The 16,353-nt window shown below is 49.0% G+C and carries 13 protein-coding genes and 1 other RNA gene; all 14 read left to right on the plus strand.

Going from position 1 to position 16,353, the window contains the following annotated elements:
• Positions 1-39: 39 nt before the first annotated feature.
• The 14 genes from rnpB to ftsA all read left to right on the plus strand — a co-directional run bounded on the left by rnpB (position 40) and on the right by ftsA (position 16,298).
• Positions 40-433, plus strand: an RNA gene (rnpB, locus tag ACBP46_RS03535) — RNase P RNA component class A.
• A gap of 275 nt (positions 434-708) precedes the next feature.
• Positions 709-1,137, plus strand: a complete 429-nt coding sequence (gene mraZ, locus ACBP46_RS03540; RefSeq protein ID WP_371015340.1) for a division/cell wall cluster transcriptional repressor MraZ — start codon at positions 709-711, stop codon at positions 1,135-1,137.
• 12 nt (positions 1,138-1,149) lie between these two features.
• Complete coding sequence (gene rsmH / locus ACBP46_RS03545; protein ID WP_371015341.1) at positions 1,150-2,214, plus strand: 16S rRNA (cytosine(1402)-N(4))-methyltransferase RsmH; 1,065 nt, start codon at positions 1,150-1,152, stop codon at positions 2,212-2,214.
• On the plus strand, positions 2,214-2,513 hold the full coding sequence (gene ftsL / locus ACBP46_RS03550; protein ID WP_371015342.1) for a cell division protein FtsL: 300 nt from the start codon (positions 2,214-2,216) through the stop codon (positions 2,511-2,513). Before rsmH ends, ftsL begins: the two co-directional genes overlap by 1 nt.
• Positions 2,510-4,246 carry a peptidoglycan D,D-transpeptidase FtsI family protein gene (locus ACBP46_RS03555; protein ID WP_371015343.1) on the plus strand — a complete coding sequence of 579 codons (1,737 nt, stop codon included), beginning with the start codon at positions 2,510-2,512 and terminating at the stop codon, positions 4,244-4,246. Before ftsL ends, ACBP46_RS03555 begins: the two co-directional genes overlap by 4 nt.
• Positions 4,247-4,248: 2 nt before the next feature.
• Positions 4,249-7,017, plus strand: coding sequence for a bifunctional UDP-N-acetylmuramoyl-L-alanyl-D-glutamate--2,6-diaminopimelate ligase MurE/UDP-N-acetylmuramoyl-tripeptide--D-alanyl-D-alanine ligase MurF (gene murF / locus ACBP46_RS03560; RefSeq protein WP_371015344.1), 2,769 nt, complete (start codon positions 4,249-4,251; stop codon positions 7,015-7,017).
• Entirely contained in the window at positions 7,007-8,179 is a 1,173-nt protein-coding gene (gene mraY, locus ACBP46_RS03565) for a phospho-N-acetylmuramoyl-pentapeptide-transferase (RefSeq protein ID WP_371015345.1), read from the plus strand. The genes murF and mraY overlap by 11 nt, the downstream gene beginning before the upstream one ends.
• On the plus strand, positions 8,176-9,639 hold the full coding sequence (gene murD / locus ACBP46_RS03570) for a UDP-N-acetylmuramoyl-L-alanine--D-glutamate ligase (RefSeq protein WP_371015346.1): 1,464 nt from the start codon (positions 8,176-8,178) through the stop codon (positions 9,637-9,639). Before mraY ends, murD begins: the two co-directional genes overlap by 4 nt.
• On the plus strand, positions 9,636-10,832 hold the full coding sequence (gene ftsW, locus ACBP46_RS03575; RefSeq protein WP_371015347.1) for a putative lipid II flippase FtsW: 1,197 nt from the start codon (positions 9,636-9,638) through the stop codon (positions 10,830-10,832). The genes murD and ftsW overlap by 4 nt, the downstream gene beginning before the upstream one ends.
• Entirely contained in the window at positions 10,829-11,899 is a 1,071-nt protein-coding gene (murG, locus tag ACBP46_RS03580; RefSeq protein WP_371015348.1) for an undecaprenyldiphospho-muramoylpentapeptide beta-N-acetylglucosaminyltransferase, read from the plus strand. Before ftsW ends, murG begins: the two co-directional genes overlap by 4 nt.
• Positions 11,896-13,305 carry a UDP-N-acetylmuramate--L-alanine ligase gene (gene murC, locus ACBP46_RS03585; RefSeq protein ID WP_371015349.1) on the plus strand — a complete coding sequence of 470 codons (1,410 nt, stop codon included), beginning with the start codon at positions 11,896-11,898 and terminating at the stop codon, positions 13,303-13,305. The genes murG and murC overlap by 4 nt, the downstream gene beginning before the upstream one ends.
• Positions 13,302-14,249, plus strand: a complete 948-nt coding sequence (locus tag ACBP46_RS03590; protein ID WP_371015350.1) for a D-alanine--D-alanine ligase — start codon at positions 13,302-13,304, stop codon at positions 14,247-14,249. Before murC ends, ACBP46_RS03590 begins: the two co-directional genes overlap by 4 nt.
• Positions 14,249-15,058: a cell division protein FtsQ/DivIB gene (locus ACBP46_RS03595; protein WP_371015351.1), complete on the plus strand. Its 810-nt coding sequence runs from the start codon at positions 14,249-14,251 to the stop codon at positions 15,056-15,058. Before ACBP46_RS03590 ends, ACBP46_RS03595 begins: the two co-directional genes overlap by 1 nt.
• Before the next feature lie 13 nt (positions 15,059-15,071).
• On the plus strand, positions 15,072-16,298 hold the full coding sequence (gene ftsA / locus ACBP46_RS03600; RefSeq protein WP_371015352.1) for a cell division protein FtsA: 1,227 nt from the start codon (positions 15,072-15,074) through the stop codon (positions 16,296-16,298).
• Positions 16,299-16,353: the final 55 nt, after the last annotated feature.

The raw sequence follows: 16,353 nt of genomic DNA on the forward strand, positions 1-16,353 counted from the left end.
AAATGAAATAGGTTTACACGCAGGGTACAATAGTGCTGTGGGGCAGGTCGGGCAATCGCGTTAATGTATTTTAACGAGGAAGGTCCGGACTCCATAGAGCAAGATAGCGGCTAACAGCCGTCTGGCGACTCGAAAGACAAGCCAAGGACTAGGGCCACAGAGACGAGACTGCGTTGGGGGCATATCTATTATATATGCACTGGTACGGCCATCTCCGTACTGCTTAGTTGATTTTCAACTATAACAATGCAGGGTGAAACGCGGTAACCTCTATCTGGAGCAACATCAAATAGGCATGCGCGGGGTTCTCCCCACAGGGCGGCTCGTCTCAGCATGCGGGTAGATGGCTCGAGCCCATAAGCAATTATGGGCCTAGACGAATGATTGCCAGCCTTAGGGCTTACAAAATCCGGCCTATAGACCTGTTCCACTTTTCCCCACCAGTTTGCCTTTGTGCAAAAATCAAGTGTTAATAAATGTAATAAACATATCGCCGTCGTGAATAACCGCGGCGTTTTTATTTTAATAATGCACTTGAAAACCTCGGGGCAATACATTGATTTATCAAGTTTTTTGATTGAGCTCATACCTAAGCAATGCAAGCTAAGTAGTTGTTGTCATTGCAAAACTTTGGTTTTGAGCCTTGACCAGTTTTGATGCATGGCTTAGAGTGGGAAAAAGTGGGGTTTAGTGTAAATGGATGGGGCCATGTTCCAAGGAAGCAGTGCTCTTAGTCTTGACGCTAAGGGTCGTCTGACGATACCTATGCGATACCGTACGACCTTATTGGTCGAGGAGGACGGTTGTCTTACGCTTACACGACATCCTGATGGCTGCTTAATTCTTTATCCCCGTTCAGTCTGGGAACAAAAGCGCGAGCAAATAGCGGCTTTACCCATGAGCGCGCGTGCTTTACAGCGTTTAATGTTGGGTTCTGCTCAAGACGTAGAAATTGATTCAGCCGGGCGTATTCTTATCGCCCCTGAGCTACGTCAGGTTGCAGGCTTACAAAAGAACACCATGCTTTTAGGTTTGGGCGGTCATTTTGAGCTCTGGGATGCTCAGTTGCTAGAAATCCGTCAAACTGAAGATCTAGCACATGGGCTTCCAGAGGCATTAGAACAATTTTCACTCTGAGTCGGCTCGTTTATGGAACTCAAACATCGTTCCGTTTTGTTGGAAGCTACCGTTTCCGCATTGATTGCACCACGCTTTAAAGCAAAGCGTTGGGCGGCATTCGATTCGACTCTACCTCTGGTAGAGGGCACCTTCGTGGATGCAACCTTTGGCCGAGGTGGTCATAGTCGTTACTTATTACAGTTTTTAGCACCTACAGCTCGTTTGGTGGTCTTTGATAAAGACCCCACAGCCATAGAGTTTGCACTGGCTTTACAGCAAGAAGATCCCCGCGTAGTGGTATGTCACGATGGTTTTACCAACATGGCTTCCCGTTTAAACGAACTGGGTATAGATCAAATTGATGGCGTCATGATGGATTTAGGCGTGTCATCGCCTCAGCTTGATGACGCTGAACGTGGTTTTTCTTTTATGCGCAATGGTCCGTTGGATATGCGTATGAATAATTCAACCGGCCCTACGGCCGCCGAATGGTTGGCCACAGCCGACCAAGATGATATTAAGGAGGTCATCGCAGATTATGGCGAAGAACGGTTTGCTTTCCAGATTGCAAAGGCGATTACAACACGCCGCGAATCCAGTCCGCTACACACCACGCATGATCTCGCCGAGTTGGTCGCCGGCACCGTCCGCACGCGGGAAAAGAATCATCACCCAGCCACTCGGACCTTCCAGGCTATACGGATTTACCTCAACCGCGAGCTCCAGGAGCTTACGGATGCGCTCCCGCTCACTCTAGATTTGCTTAAACCGGGTGGCCGCTTAGCCGTCATCAGTTTTCATTCCCTAGAAGACCGTATCGTAAAGCAGTTTATTGCAGCAGCTGCTAATCCCGCTGCACCCTATGCGCGTTTGCCTATGGCCCCTCACGATTTACCTGCCGCTTGGCTAGATAATTTAGGACGTGTGTTACCGGACAGTATTGAAATCGATGGTAATGCACGGTCGCGATCAGCCGTTTTGCGGGTGGCCGAACGCACCTCAGCTCCGTTGTCCGATACGTGGCAAACCCAACTTGACGAAGCCACTGCTTACTTAGCTAATGCGGGCAGCTTTAAACGAGGAGGGCGGCGTTAATGTTACGTATTGCTGTGCCTTTACTTGTTTTAGCGGTGATGATTTCCGCAGTCAGTTTAGTAAAAACACGCTATCATTCGCGCTCGCTGTTTATTAAAAGCGAGCAGTTAAGCTTGCAAGCTCAAGAGCTAGACATTGCATGGCGACACTTGCAGTCCGACCGTGCCGAGCTTGCGCGTCATGCTCGTGTTACTCAGTTAGCTAAAGATCAGCTCAGCTTAGTGCCAGCTGAACTGCCGCGTACGATGTATATTCCAGGCAAGCCCTCTGTGCTAGTCCAAAGAGAGGGGCGGCCATGAGTGCGCGAGACCATAAAATCAGAAAACAACAGCCCGCTACTAGTGTTCCTCTATGGCGGGCTAGATTCGTTTTAGTCTGTATTCTTTTTGCTTTTGGGCTGCTTATTGCTCGTGCTTTGCAGCTTCAGGGTTTAAATACGGAGTTCTTACAAGCCCAAGGTGAAAAGCGTTACCACCAAGAGCTTAGTTTGCCAGCTATACGGGGCAAGATCTTTGACCGTTCAGGCAAGGTCGTGTTGGCGTCCACAGTATTAGTTAAAGCCGTTTGGGCTAACCCTCAAGACAGCGCCAAAGCGAGTGATGCACAGCTCACCCAAGTGGGTGCCATCCTTAATCTTTCTTTAGCGGATGTAAAACGTCTAATTGCCAAAGGGGGGCGTGAGTTTGCGTATCTTAAACGTCAGGTTGAAATGGACGAGGCGGAGCGCATCCTAGCATTAAAAGTGCCTGGTATACACACGCGTGATGAGGTTCGTCGGGTCTACCCCGAAGGGGAAACCGTATCGCAAATCGTCGGCATTACTGACATCGATGGTGAAGGCACCGAAGGGGTTGAACTCACCTTCAATAACGAGCTTGCCGGGCAGGCCGGCTCCCGTAAAGTATTACGAGATCGTTTAGGCCGAGTCCTAGAGGATGTGGCAGAGGTCATCCCGCCGGTACATGGGCAGGACTTGTATTTATCCCTAGATGCAGGCATGCAGTACGATACCTACATGGCATTAGAAAAAGCCATGCAGGAAACCAATGCCGGCGCTGCCAGTGCTGTGGTGGCTGATGTGCAAACAGGGGAAATTCTAGCTCTGGTCAATCTGCCTACTTTTGATCCAGCCAAACGTCACACAATTCGCCCCGAGTTCACGCGTAATCGTGCCTTAACAGACACCTTCGAGCCGGGCTCTATTATGAAGCCGTTTACCGTAGCATTGGCTTTAGATATTAAACGCATCGGGTTAAATACCAAATTTAATACCGGCAATGGTCAGTATCGTTACCAAGGTCACACCATTACGGATGTTAGTCGTAATAATGGGGTATTAGATGCGGCAGGTATTCTACGTCGCTCCAGCAACATTGGCATGACCATGATTTCTGAGATCCTCACCTCAGAGGAAATGTGGCAGCGCTTTACCATGTTAGGTTTTGGTCGTGCCCCGCAGATTGGTTTTCCTGGGGCTGTAGCAGGCCGTCTACGTCCATGGGACCGTTGGCGTCCTATCGAGCGAGCCACCATGGCGTATGGCTATGGTTTATCCGTGTCATTAATGCAAATGGCGCAAGCCTATACGGCGTTTGCGCGTAATGGCGATATGGTTTCCCTCAGTCTTATCAAGCGCGAGACACAGCCCACCACCATTCAAGTGTTTAGGCCCGAGGTGGCGGTGGCGGTGCGTCATATGCTAGAGGCGGCGGCAGGTCCGGATGGGGCTCGTTTGGCTCAGGTACAAGGCTATCGCGTGGCAGGGAAAAGCGGTACGGCACGTAAAATCGTTGATGGTAAATACAGTAAATCATTATATAGAGGCTCTTTTGTTGGCTTTGCTCCCGTATCCAATCCTCGTATTGTGGTGGCAGTGAGCATAGACGAGCCTAAAGGACATTATTTTGGTGGTCGAATAGCTGCTCCTGTGTTTGCTGACATTGTGGCAAATAGCTTAAGACGCCTTGAAATTGAGCCGGATGAGCCGGTGGATGCCTTGGTTGCCCTAGGCTCCGATCAGGAGAAAAGATAATAATGAATGCAAAAACTATTGTAGATTGGTTAAAAGAACATCACGTCAATGCAACAGCCCATTTATGTTTGGACTCGCGCACTATTCAGCCTGGGGATGTGTTTTTTGCTTGCGCTGGGTTGGCTAGTAATGGTCATGATTATGTGCAGCAGGCTATTGCAGCGGGTGCGACGGCGATCATACAAGATGACTCAGCACCCTCTGACAGCTCAGTGCCTACCCTGGTGGTGCCCCAGCTACGTCAGCATTTAGGCGCTGTGGCTCACGAATGGTACGGCAAGCCCTCTGAACACATGACGGTTATTGCAATAACAGGCACAAATGGCAAAACTTCCAGTGTGCAGTGGCTAGCCGCCATGTTAAATAATTCGGGTGTGTCATGTGGCACGATTGGAACGCTTGGTGTGACCTTGCCTGATGGCACCAACTTAGGGGGCGTGCTGACGACTCCAGATGTACTGACTATGCATCGCAGCTTGGCAGCTATACATGCTGCGGGTGCGAATTTGGTTGCACTAGAAGCCTCATCCATTGGTTTAGAGCAAGGGCGTCTTGATCATGTTCACATTGATATTGCAGCGTTAACCAATTTATCTCATGATCATCTGGATTATCATCACACCCCAGAGAATTACGCCGCAGCCAAAGCGTTGTTATTCCGTTGGCCTAATTTGCGTTTGGCAGTAGTGAATTTGGACGACGCTTTTGGTGCGCAGCTTAAAAGTGAAGCTCAAGCCCAGCGTGTTCTCAGCTATTCCACCCAAGATGCTCAGGCCGATTTATTCGCGGAAGACATTCATACCGCTGCTGACGGCCAGGTTTTCAGCTTAGTCGAGGCCCACGGCACAGCACAAATTTTGACGCGCTTATTAGGTGCGCATAATGTATCTAATTTGCTGCTTGTATCCGCTGTACTACTAGAGTTAGGGTGGCCCATTTCTAAAATTGCCCGCTTAATGGCTACCTTGGGCCCCGTACCTGGACGCTTGGAAATTGTTAAACCATTAGCTGTAGGTACGCACCGTCCAGCGCCTTTGGCTGTGGTTGATTATGCGCATAGTCCCGATGCTTTAGAACGCGCTCTGCTTTCATTGCGTGAAACAGCCGAGGTGCGCGGTGGTAAGATCTGGTGCGTGTTTGGGTGTGGTGGCGATCGCGATACGGCAAAGCGACCTCTGATGGGTGCTATTGCTGATCGCTTAGCTGACGAGGTCGTGATCACCACTGATAACCCGCGCTCCGAAGACCCCCAACATATTATTCAGCAAATTGCAGCTGGCATGAGCACTCCACCTCATACGGAGTTAGATCGTGCCCAAGCTATTTTGCAGACATTGTGGTGGGCCGAGCCGAATGACATTGTGCTGATTGCAGGTAAAGGTCATGAAACCTATCAGGAAATTAATGGGCAGCGTTCTGCTTTTGATGATCGTCATTGGGCCAGTTTTGCCTTGACGTGGCTACGAGGCTTGTCTATTTCTACAGACTCGCGTAGTGTGCAGCCCGGACAGCTTTTTGTTGCCTTACAAGGCGAAAGTTTTGATGGTCATGATTATGTGCAAACCGCTAAAGAAAAAGGCGCAGTAGCAGCTGTAGTGGCCCATGCTGTAGATGTGGATGTGCCGCAGTTTATTTTGGGGGACACTCAGGCCGCATTAACCAAAGCCGCTACCTTATGGCGTCGCCGTTTTACTATTCCTGTGGTGGCTGTTACCGGCAGCAATGGTAAAACCACCACCAAAGAAATGATTGCTGCTATTTTTACGGCTTGGTTAGGCGGTAGCGATCAGTTTTTAGCCACTGCAGGCAATTTAAATAATCAAATTGGTGTGCCGTTGTCTGTGCTGCGTTTGCAAGCTGCGCATAAAGCTGCTGTGTTTGAGCTAGGGATGAATCATCCCGGCGAAATCCTACCTTTGGCTCATATTGCAGCTCCTACTATTGCACTCATTAATAACGCCCAACGAGAGCACCAAGAGTTCATGCAATCGGTCGATGCAGTCGCAGCAGAAAACGGTACTGTACTGAGCGCATTAGACGATCAGGGCATTGCTGTTTTTCCCGCAGACGATACCTATACCGGGTTTTGGCATGACTTGGCTGGTGCACGTTCTACGCAATGTTTTGGTTTTAATGATGAGGCCCAAGTACGCGCGGATGCTATTCATGCCGATGCCAATGCGACTCAGTTTAAATTGCTGATCGCTACGGAAAGTGCCAATGTGCATCTTCCTGTGCCTGGTGTGCATAATTTACGCAATGCTTTAGCTGCTGCTGCATGTGCGGCTGCGGCTGGTGCGCCACTGGCTGCTATTGTGACAGGTCTTGAGTCCTTCCAAGCCGTAGAGGGGCGTATGCAAGTAAAGCATTTACCAAATGGTGTGTTGCTCATTGATGACAGTTATAATGCCAACCCTGATTCCGTCCGTGCCGCTATTGATGTGTTGGCGCAACTAGAGGGTAAAAAAGTGTTGGTTTTAGGGAATATGGCAGAAGTCGGTATAAATAGTGGTGCAGTGCATTCCGAGGTGGGGGCGTATGCACGTGAACTAGGCATCGATGTGTTGTTGGTTCATGGTCATGAGGCGCTCAAAGCTGCCGAAGCATTTGGCAAGGGCGCAACTAGTTTTGATTCAGTGGAAAGCTTAACCGAGCAGCTCTTAAAGGAAATGCCCGCGCAAACGCTAGTCAAAGGCTCACGAAGCACACGTATGGAGCGTGTGGTAGCCGCGCTAGAGGCTCATTTCGCGGAGAATCATTATGCTTCTTGAGTTAGCGCGGTGGCTTGCTGAGTCTCATATCCGCGCTTTTGGGGTGTTTGAGTACATTACTTTACGAGCTGTATTAGCTTGTGCAACCTCATTAATTATTGGCTTATGGAGCGGCCCATGGGTTATTCGTCGCCTGACCGAGCTAAAAATTGGTCAGGCGGTTCGTACTTATGGGCCAGAGTCGCATCTACAAAAAAATGGCACGCCTACTATGGGCGGAGTTCTGGTGCTTATTTCCATTGGCATCAGCACTATTTTATGGGCAGACTGGACTAATCGCTTTGTGTGGGTGGTTTTGCTTGTTACCTTTGGCTTTGGTTGGATTGGCTGGGCAGATGACTATAAAAAAGTAGTGCACCGTGACCCCGAAGGCATGTCTTCACGTCAAAAGTTTTTTTGGCAGGCATTAATAGGTCTTGTGGCGTCAGTGTATTTAACTTTTGCCGTTTCCGCTCCAGATACGGCTGAGCTGTGGCCTTTATTCAAAAGCTGGGTCCTAAGCGGTTTTACTATGCCGTTGCCAACTCAAGCAGATTTGATTGTGCCTTTCTTTAAAAGCATTAGTTATCCGTTAGGGGTATTAGGGTTTGCCGCTTTAACTTGGTTTGTGATTGTTGGTTCCAGTAATGCCGTTAATTTAACCGATGGGCTAGACGGGCTAGCCATTATGCCTACTGTTATGGTGGGCAGTGCATTAGGTATTTTTGCGTATGTGGTGGGTAGGGTGGATTACTCCAAGTACTTGCTGTTCCCATATATACCGGGTGCTTCAGAACTGATGGTAATTTGCGCAGCCATTGCGGGCGCAGGCTTAGCTTTTCTTTGGTTCAATGCCTACCCTGCCCAAGTATTTATGGGGGATGTAGGGGCCTTAGCTTTAGGTGGGGCTCTGGGTACCATTGCAGTCATTGTGCGCCAAGAAATTGTGTTTTTCATTATGGGTGGGGTATTTGTTGTAGAAACCCTTTCTGTGATGCTGCAGGTCACTTGGTTTAAATACACGAAAAAACGCTACGGAGAAGGGCGGCGCATTTTTAAAATGGCACCGTTACACCATCATTTTGAAGTCAGCGGTTGGAAAGAAACACAGGTGGTAGTGCGCTTCTGGATTATTACCATGATGCTTGTTTTGGTTGGTCTCTCTACGCTTAAATTACGATGATAGAGCCTGTATTTACCACGTCTTCCAATGGTTATACCCTCATCCTAGGCTTAGGAGAAACAGGCTTGGCCGCAGCACATTGGTATTTGCAACAGCATTTGCCAATACGCGTGGCCGATACTCGCTTGTCATATCAGGTTAAAACGGATGCCTTAGTGCAACAGTATGCAGGGGTAGCAATAGAGGTTGTATTAGGCGCACAGGCCTTAGCCCCTGCGGTATTAACAGGTGTGCAAACTGTAGTTATCAGTCCTGGTTTAGCGCCTACAGATCCTTTGGTTGCATCTTTGCTAGCTTTAGCTAAAGACCAAGACATACATGTGATTAGTGAAATAGAGCTGTTTGCTCATGCTTTGTCTGATCTAGCACGCACGGGTTATCGCCCCACGGTGTTTGGTATAACCGGTACAAATGGCAAAACCACAGTAGTGCAACTTACTAAGCACATGCTAGAAGAAGCCGGGCAGCAGGTAGTGGCGGCAGGTAATATCAGCCCAGCGGCCCTCTCTGCTTTAGCAGAAGCCTATGCCAATCAACAATTGCCCGATTATTGGATTATTGAGCTTTCTAGTTTTCAGCTTGAGCACACGTACAGCCTATCTTTGCACGCCGGTGTAGTACTAAACATCAGTCAAGACCATATCGATTGGCACGGGTCAATGCAGGCTTATAGTGCTGCCAAAGCCCATTTGTTCAGTATGTGTCAACACGTTATTGTGAATCGTGACGATCCGGTCACTATGGCTATGCCTAAACCTGGCATGCAGGTGCAAAGCTTTGGGTTAGACCTGCCGGTTGAAGCACACGATATGGGATTAGGAGCAAACCAAGAACAAGAATGGATTGTGAGCCTTACATCACAAGCTGGCACGCTAGATTATTTGTTGCCTGTTTCAGCATTAGCAATGACTGGGCGACATAATATAAGTAATGTTTTGGCTGCACTAAGCTTACTGCGGACTACGGACCTAGATTGGGATCCACTACTTCCTGTTCTACGTAATTACTATGGCGAGCCGCACCGTTGTCAGTTTGTGCGGGTGGTGCAGGGCGTAAGCTTTATTAATGACAGTAAAGGTACCAATGTGGGTGCTACTGTAGCTGCCATCGAGGGGCTAGGGCGTTCAATGGTGCTTATAGCGGGCGGTGTGGGCAAGGGCCAAGACTTTACTCCTTTGGCTGCTGCGTTGGCTCAAAGTGCATGTCGTGCCGTCGTACTTATCGGGCGCGATGCTTCCTTATTAGCGCAGGCTTTTGAAGCATTACCTATTCCGGTAGTGCAGGCAGTGGATTTACCTCACGCCGTGCAACAGGCTTTTGCATTTAGTCAGGCCGGTGACAGCGTGGTGTTATCGCCAGCTTGTGCGAGCTTAGATATGTTCAGTAGCTACATAGAGCGTGGTCATCAGTTTGAGGATGCGGTGGTCGAGTTAGCTCTGGACAAAGGAGAAGTGGCATGACACGTTTAGCCTCGTTAAACCAGCGTGTCCTAGGAAAACGCTCTCGTGCACGTACCGCAATGCCAAGCATAGACCTGCCATTACTGACTGTAGTGTGTATGTTGGCAGCTTTTGGCTTACTTATGGTGTATTCAGCATCTATTGCCTTAGCTGATGGGCCGCAGTATAGAAATTACGGGCATTACTACTTTATTATTCGCCACACTTTGTTTTTGACTTTGGGGGCTGTGCTAGCAGGCGCTGCATGTTTGGTTCCTATGCGTGTGTGGGAAAAGCTAGCCCTGCCTCTTTTCATTCTTGCTCTTGTGCTTTTGGTATTGGTCTTGATTCCTGGCATAGGGCGCGAGGTCAATGGCGCACGCCGGTGGATTCCTTTAGGGGTAGTTAATTTTCAGCCTTCCGAATTGATGAAAGTAGCAATGCTTATGTTTGCTGCTTTATACGTAGTGCGAAAAAAGGAAACGATTTCTGAGTTTTGGCGTGGCTTTGTGCCTATTATGCTTGTGGTGGGCGGAGTAGGTGGCTTGCTTATTTTAGAGCCTGACTTAGGGGCTTTTGTGGTAACTGCTTGTATTGCCATGGGCGTAGTGTTTATTGGTGGGATTGCGCTGCGTTGGATGGTGGGCATGGTGGCTTTATTTGGTGGCATTGGTGCCATTATGATCTGGTTTGCACCGTGGCGTCGTGAACGCTTGTTTGTGTATTTAGATCCCTGGAAGCCGGAAAATGCTTATGGCAGTGCGTATCAGTTGTCACACTCACTTATTGCCTTTGGTCGTGGTGAATGGACCGGTGTCGGCTTAGGGTCAAGCGTAGAAAAGTTGCATTATTTACCTGAAGCGCATACAGACTTTATTGTGGCAGTGATTGGCGAAGAGCTTGGTTTTGTAGGGGTCAGCCTGCTTATTGTGGCGTTTGCTTTTGTTATTTGGCGTGCTTTTGAAATAGGGCGTCAAGCCATTGCCATGGAGCGTGTATTTAACGCCATGTTTGCTCAAGGTGTTGGCGTGTGGTTTGGGGTGCAAACCTTTATTAATATAGGGGTTTGTCTAGGTTTGTTACCTACCAAAGGTTTGACCCTACCTCTGGTTAGCTATGGTGGCTCAGCCACAATCATGAGCCTCATTGCGCTAGCACTTTTATTGCGTATCGATCATGAAAATCGAAATTTAATGCGAGGTATACGTCAATGAGTCGCTCAATTGTGATTATGGCCGGAGGCACAGGAGGGCATATTATGCCGGGGCTGGCGGTGGCTCATCATCTACGAGCCCAAGGGTGGCGCGTGTATTGGCTTGGCAATCCAGAGCGCATGGAAGGGCGTCTTGTTAAAGAACACGGCTTTCCCTTATTGCCTTTGCATTTTTCTGGGGTACGAGGCAAAGGATTAAGCGCTTTGTTTCAGTTACCTCTGCGCTTGTTTGCTGCATGTTTAGAGGCTCGCAAAGCGCTGCGTGAAGCGCAGCCGCAGGTTGTGTTAGGCATGGGTGGCTACGTGGCTTTCCCGGGAGGCCTAATGGCTAAGCTGATGGGCATTCCTTTGGTGGTTCACGAGCAAAATGCAATTGGTGGTACAGCAAACCGGTATTTAGCTAAAATAGCTCGCCAAAGCTTAGTAGGTTTTCCTGGGGCCTTGCCAGGGGCGGTCATGGTTGGAAATCCGGTGCGCAAAGCCTTTACGCGCCAAGCACCACCTCTAGAACGCTATCAGGCCCGTAAAAAAACTTTACAAATCTTAGTATTAGGTGGCAGCTTAGGTGCTGCTCCTTTGAATAAAATTATACCCGCCGCGTTAGCGCGCATTTCGGCCGAGCATCGCCCTCAGGTGGTGCATCAAACGGGCGAGGCCCATACAGAATCCGTTCAGCAAAACTATGATGCGTTACAGGTACAAGCTCAAGTGGTTCCGTTTATTGCAGATGTGGCGTCTGCGATGGCGGCTGCAGATGTAGTGGTTTGCCGAGCTGGGGCAATGACCGTAGCCGAAGTGGCTGCTGTAGGTGTGGCAGCACTTTTTGTGCCTTTGCCTCATGCCATCGATGACCATCAGACAGCCAATGCTAACTACCTAAGCGACTGTGATGCGGCGTGGTTACAACCTCAAGCTCAATTTACGGTGGAATGGTTAGCTCAATGGCTACAGACTATTACTCGAGCAGAGCTGCAAAAGCGAGCTATCCATGCGCAAGAGCATTCATTTGTGGATGCAACAGAAAAAATAGCGAATACGTGCATACGTTTAGCTAAAGGAAATTCATGAAACATCGTATTCAACACATTCATTTTGTCGGCATAGGTGGCTCTGGAATGAGCGGAATTGCCGAAGTGTTGCTTAATTTAGGCTACGCCATTAGTGGTTCTGATATTCAAGAGTCAGCGGTAACCCGTCGTTTGGAAAGCTTAGGCGCGCGAATTATTATTGGGCATCATGCTGATAACGTTAAAGGCATGGGTGCTATTGTAGTGTCTACCGCTATAGGAAACGAGAACCCCGAGGTTTTAGCCGCTCGTGCTTTACGGATTCCGGTGGTGCCTCGTGCCTTGATGTTGACTGAGCTGATGCGTTTAAAACGGGGTATTGCCGTAGCAGGTACGCATGGTAAAACCACAACCACTAGTTTAGTTGCCAGTATTTTGGCTACAGGTGGGCTTGACCCCACTTTTGTGATTGGTGGTCGTTTGAATTCAGCTGGAGCGAATGCCCGTTTAGGTCAGGGTGAGTACATTGTCGTAGAGGCCGATGAGTCTGATGCTTCGTTTTTAAATCTGCTTCCTGTTATGGCAATCATCACCAATATAGATGTAGACCATATGGACACCTATGGGCATGATGTAGCACGTTTAAAAAGTGCTTTTATCGATTTTACCCAACGTTTACCCTTTTATGGCAGTGCAGTGCTTTGTGTGGACGACCCCAATGTACGCGAGATCATTCCCTTTGTATCGCGTCCCGTAACCACCTATGGCATAGACAATACCGAAGCTCAGGTTCGAGCTGTTGATATTCGTCATGTAGGGACCAAAATGCATTTCGAAGTAGAGCGTCAAGGTAGCGCTGGCGCTTTACCTGTGCTTTCCGTCAGTTTGAATCTACCTGGTAAGCACAATGTGCTCAATGCTTTAGCGGCCATAGCCGTAGCGACTGAGCTGGGGGTAAGTGATGCCGATATCGCTGCAGCATTGGATACTTTTACTGGAGTCGGACGGCGCTTCACACAGTATGGTGATCTACCTGTTTCTGAAGCGGCTGGCGGGGGGCATTACACCTTAGTGGATGATTACGGTCATCACCCCAACGAAATGCAAGCGACTCTAGAAGCAGCACGTGGCGCTTGGCCCAATAGACGCTTGGTATTGGCATTTCAACCACATCGTTATACGCGCACCCGCGACTGCTTCGAGGATTTTGTCCGTGTGTTGAGTCAAGCCGATGCAGTGTTACTGAGCGAGGTCTATCCCGCTGGTGAAGAGCGCATTGTGGCTGCGGATGGTCGTGCTTTAGCACGTGCCATACGTGTGGCAGGTCGTGTAGAGCCCGTTTTCGTCGAGCAAATTAGCGATTTGGCCGAATCTATCCAGAGCTTTGTGCGTGCTGATGATGTGGTGGTTTTAATGGGTGCAGGTTCAATTAGTCGTGTGGCAGGGCAACTTAAGGAAGGGCTATGAAAGAGCTAGGTAAGGTTGGCGTTATTTATGGCGGAGTTTCTGCAGAACGTGAGGTTTCGCTCATGTCTGGCACAGGTGTTCATCAGGCTTTGCTAGCGAAAGGGGTGGATGCACACCTGTTTGATACGCAAACCCAAAGTTTGGCTGAATTAGCTCAAGCGCAATTTGATCGTGTTTTTATTACATTACATGGCCGTTTTGGCGAGGATGGTACCTTACAAGGAGCCCTAGAGCTATTAGGTATTCCTTATACAGGCAGCGGGCCAATGGCATCAGCGCTAGCCATGGATAAAGTCATGACCAAACGAATTTGGTTGCAACATGGCTTACCCACCCCTGAGTTTGCTGTATTAAAAAATCAGCGCGACCTGAAAGGGCTATGCGACCGTTTGGCTTTGCCTTTTATTATGAAACCTGCTCACGAAGGCTCTACCGTTGGTTTTAGTCGCTTAGATCATGCCGATCAAGTCGAAGCCGCTTTTGCTTTAGCCCAGCGTTTTGATGCTTCAGTGTTAGCAGAGCGATTTATTCAGGGGCGTGAGTTAACCGTACCTGTATTAGGTAGCGCAGATCAAGCGCGTGCATTACCTGTAATTGAAATTGTAGCCCCGGGTGGTAACTACGACTTTGAAAACAAGTATTACAGTGATGAGACTCAGTACTTCTGTCCCGCCGATTTAAGTCCCGAGTTGACCACACAGATTCAAACCCTAGCACGCGATGCGTATTTGGCAGTAGGTTGCGAGGGCTGGGGACGTGTGGATTTTATGCTTGACCAAATGGGTCAACCGTGGTTGCTCGAGGTAAATACTTCGCCTGGTATGACTAGTCACTCTTTAGTGCCCATGGCTGCTAAAGCCGTAGGCCTAAGTTACGAGCAGCTTTGTGTGGAAATCGCCCAGAGTGCTAGTTTAAAATTGAAAGCGGTGGCTAGAACAGCATAATGCAGCGTTTTTCTATGCCCCTTCTTTCGGTAAATTACCGTTGGCTCAATCAACTGGCTAATACACTTGCTGTACTGGCTGTGTTAGCTGTGGTGGCTAGTGCGTTGGTGTGGCTAACGCGCTTACCGTATTTTGTTGTAGATACGCTTAAAATCGAAGGGGTCAATAACGAGGCCTTAGTTTATGTCACCCCAGATGCGGTTCACGCCACTATTGCTGGGCAGTTAAAAGGAAATTTTTTTAGTATTAATTTAGATGAATCCAGAGCGCTACTTGAAAAAGCGCCTTGGGTGCGTCGAGCGCAAGTGCGTCGCGTGTGGCCCAACACCTTACAGGTTAAAATAGAAGAGCAGCAGCCTTTAGCGTATTGGAATGAGTCCGATATGATTAACACATGGGGTGAGCCATTTGCGGCAAACGAGGCCGTTATTGTCGAGGGTACTTTCCTACCACAATTGCGTGGCCCTGCAAACTCAGAGCGCTTAGTCGTACAACGCTATGCTGAGGTCACGCAATGGCTAACTCCGCTGGGGGTCAGTATCCAACAGCTAAATTTAAGTCCACGTTATGCGTGGGAGGTGGTTCTGTCCGATGGCATTCGTTTGCAATTAGGGCGTGATCCTGCCGCGGATATAGCCGACTTGCATGGTACATCCGGAGCCATCGATTTTGCAGCGCGTTTAGAGCGCTTTGTGCAAGCGTGGCCTACATTGCACGAGCGCTTAGATGGTCGCACCATCCAAACTGCTGACTTACGCTATAGCAACGGGTTTGCCATTAGCTTAGCGCCTCTTAAACCTACTGAATGAAATAGAAAATTTTATGACCCGTGATAATAAGGATCTGATCGTAGCATTAGACATTGGCACAAACAAAGTCGCTGCCGTGGTAGCCGAGGTGTTGCCAGAAGGGCGGTTTGAGGTTCTGGGTTTAGGTCAACACGAGTCCATGGGAATGCGTAAAGGCGTGGTCGTGAATATTGAGGCCACGGTAAACTCTATTCAGCGGGCACTCGAAGAGGCTGAGTTAATGGCCGATTGTAAAATTGGGGGTGTTTACGCGGGCATTTCAGGCAGTCATATCCGAAGTCTAAATTCCAGCGGCATGGTTGCAGTCAAAGACAAAGAGGTCACTGCTACCGATGTAGCTCGAGTTATTGAAACAGCCCAGGCTGTGAATATTCCGCTTGATCAGCAAGTATTACATGTGCTGGAACAAGAATTCATTGTGGACGCCCAAGAGGACATTAAAGACCCTATCGGAATGAGCGGGTTCCGGCTTGAGGTGCGTGTTCATATTGTGACAGCCACTGTGTCCTCCACCCAAAATATTGAGCGATGCGTGCGTCGATGTGGCTTAGAAGTGCAAGAGCTAATGCTTGCGCCATTAGCCTCCAGTTTGGCGTGTTTAACCGAAGACGAAAAAGAATTAGGGGTTTTACTTATCGATATTGGCAGCGGGACCACTGATATAGCTATATATACGGGTGGCTCAATACGTCATACTCATGTTATTCCTATAGCAGGCGATCAAATTACCAATGATATTGCAACGATGTTGCGTACCCCCATGCCTGATGCCGAGGAAATTAAGTTACGTTATGGTTTGGCCCGCGAGGAAATTGCTGGGCCCCAAGAGTTGATTGAGGTGCCGGGTTTGGGCGATCGCCCTAATCGCCAAGTCAAACGCCACGCTTTAGGCGCAGTTATAGAGCCACGCGTAGAGGAGCTGTTCCAGTTGGTGCAGCAAAGCGTGCGTGAGTCCGGGTACGAGGATTTATTGGCTTCGGGGGTAGTGATTACTGGTGGTACAGCACTTTTGCCAGGTATTGCCGAAGTAGCTGAGGATGTGTTTTTAAAGCCAGTGCGGGTGGCTATGCCCATCTATCAGGGTAGTTTGGCCGATATGATGCGCAATCCACGTTTTTCTACCGCTATGGGCTTGTTGTGCCAGGCTCGTCAAGAGCACGGTCAGGGCCGCAAAGTCACCCGTAAAGAAGGCCGATTTAAAAATATGGTTGCAAAAGCCAAAGAATGGTTTATGAATTAAGGGTCAGACTTTGCTACAAAGGATGATTGCAGTCAATGTGGTTTATCGGGGAGGC

This window comes from Paenalcaligenes hominis (genome assembly GCF_041359055.1).
Classification (GTDB): Bacteria; Pseudomonadota; Gammaproteobacteria; order Burkholderiales; family Burkholderiaceae_B; genus Paenalcaligenes; species Paenalcaligenes hominis_A.

Coding starts and splice junctions, on each gene's coding strand:
- mraZ (WP_371015340.1), top strand. CDS start 709: ATGTTCCAAGGAAGCAGTGCTCTTAGTCTTGACGCTAAGGGTCGTCTG.
- rsmH (WP_371015341.1), top strand. CDS start 1,150: ATGGAACTCAAACATCGTTCCGTTTTGTTGGAAGCTACCGTTTCCGCA.
- ftsL (WP_371015342.1), top strand. CDS start 2,214: ATGTTACGTATTGCTGTGCCTTTACTTGTTTTAGCGGTGATGATTTCC.
- ACBP46_RS03555 (WP_371015343.1), top strand. CDS start 2,510: ATGAGTGCGCGAGACCATAAAATCAGAAAACAACAGCCCGCTACTAGT.
- murF (WP_371015344.1), top strand. CDS start 4,249: ATGAATGCAAAAACTATTGTAGATTGGTTAAAAGAACATCACGTCAAT.
- mraY (WP_371015345.1), top strand. CDS start 7,007: ATGCTTCTTGAGTTAGCGCGGTGGCTTGCTGAGTCTCATATCCGCGCT.
- murD (WP_371015346.1), top strand. CDS start 8,176: ATGATAGAGCCTGTATTTACCACGTCTTCCAATGGTTATACCCTCATC.
- ftsW (WP_371015347.1), top strand. CDS start 9,636: ATGACACGTTTAGCCTCGTTAAACCAGCGTGTCCTAGGAAAACGCTCT.
- murG (WP_371015348.1), top strand. CDS start 10,829: ATGAGTCGCTCAATTGTGATTATGGCCGGAGGCACAGGAGGGCATATT.
- murC (WP_371015349.1), top strand. CDS start 11,896: ATGAAACATCGTATTCAACACATTCATTTTGTCGGCATAGGTGGCTCT.
- ACBP46_RS03590 (WP_371015350.1), top strand. CDS start 13,302: ATGAAAGAGCTAGGTAAGGTTGGCGTTATTTATGGCGGAGTTTCTGCA.
- ACBP46_RS03595 (WP_371015351.1), top strand. CDS start 14,249: ATGCAGCGTTTTTCTATGCCCCTTCTTTCGGTAAATTACCGTTGGCTC.
- ftsA (WP_371015352.1), top strand. CDS start 15,072: ATGACCCGTGATAATAAGGATCTGATCGTAGCATTAGACATTGGCACA.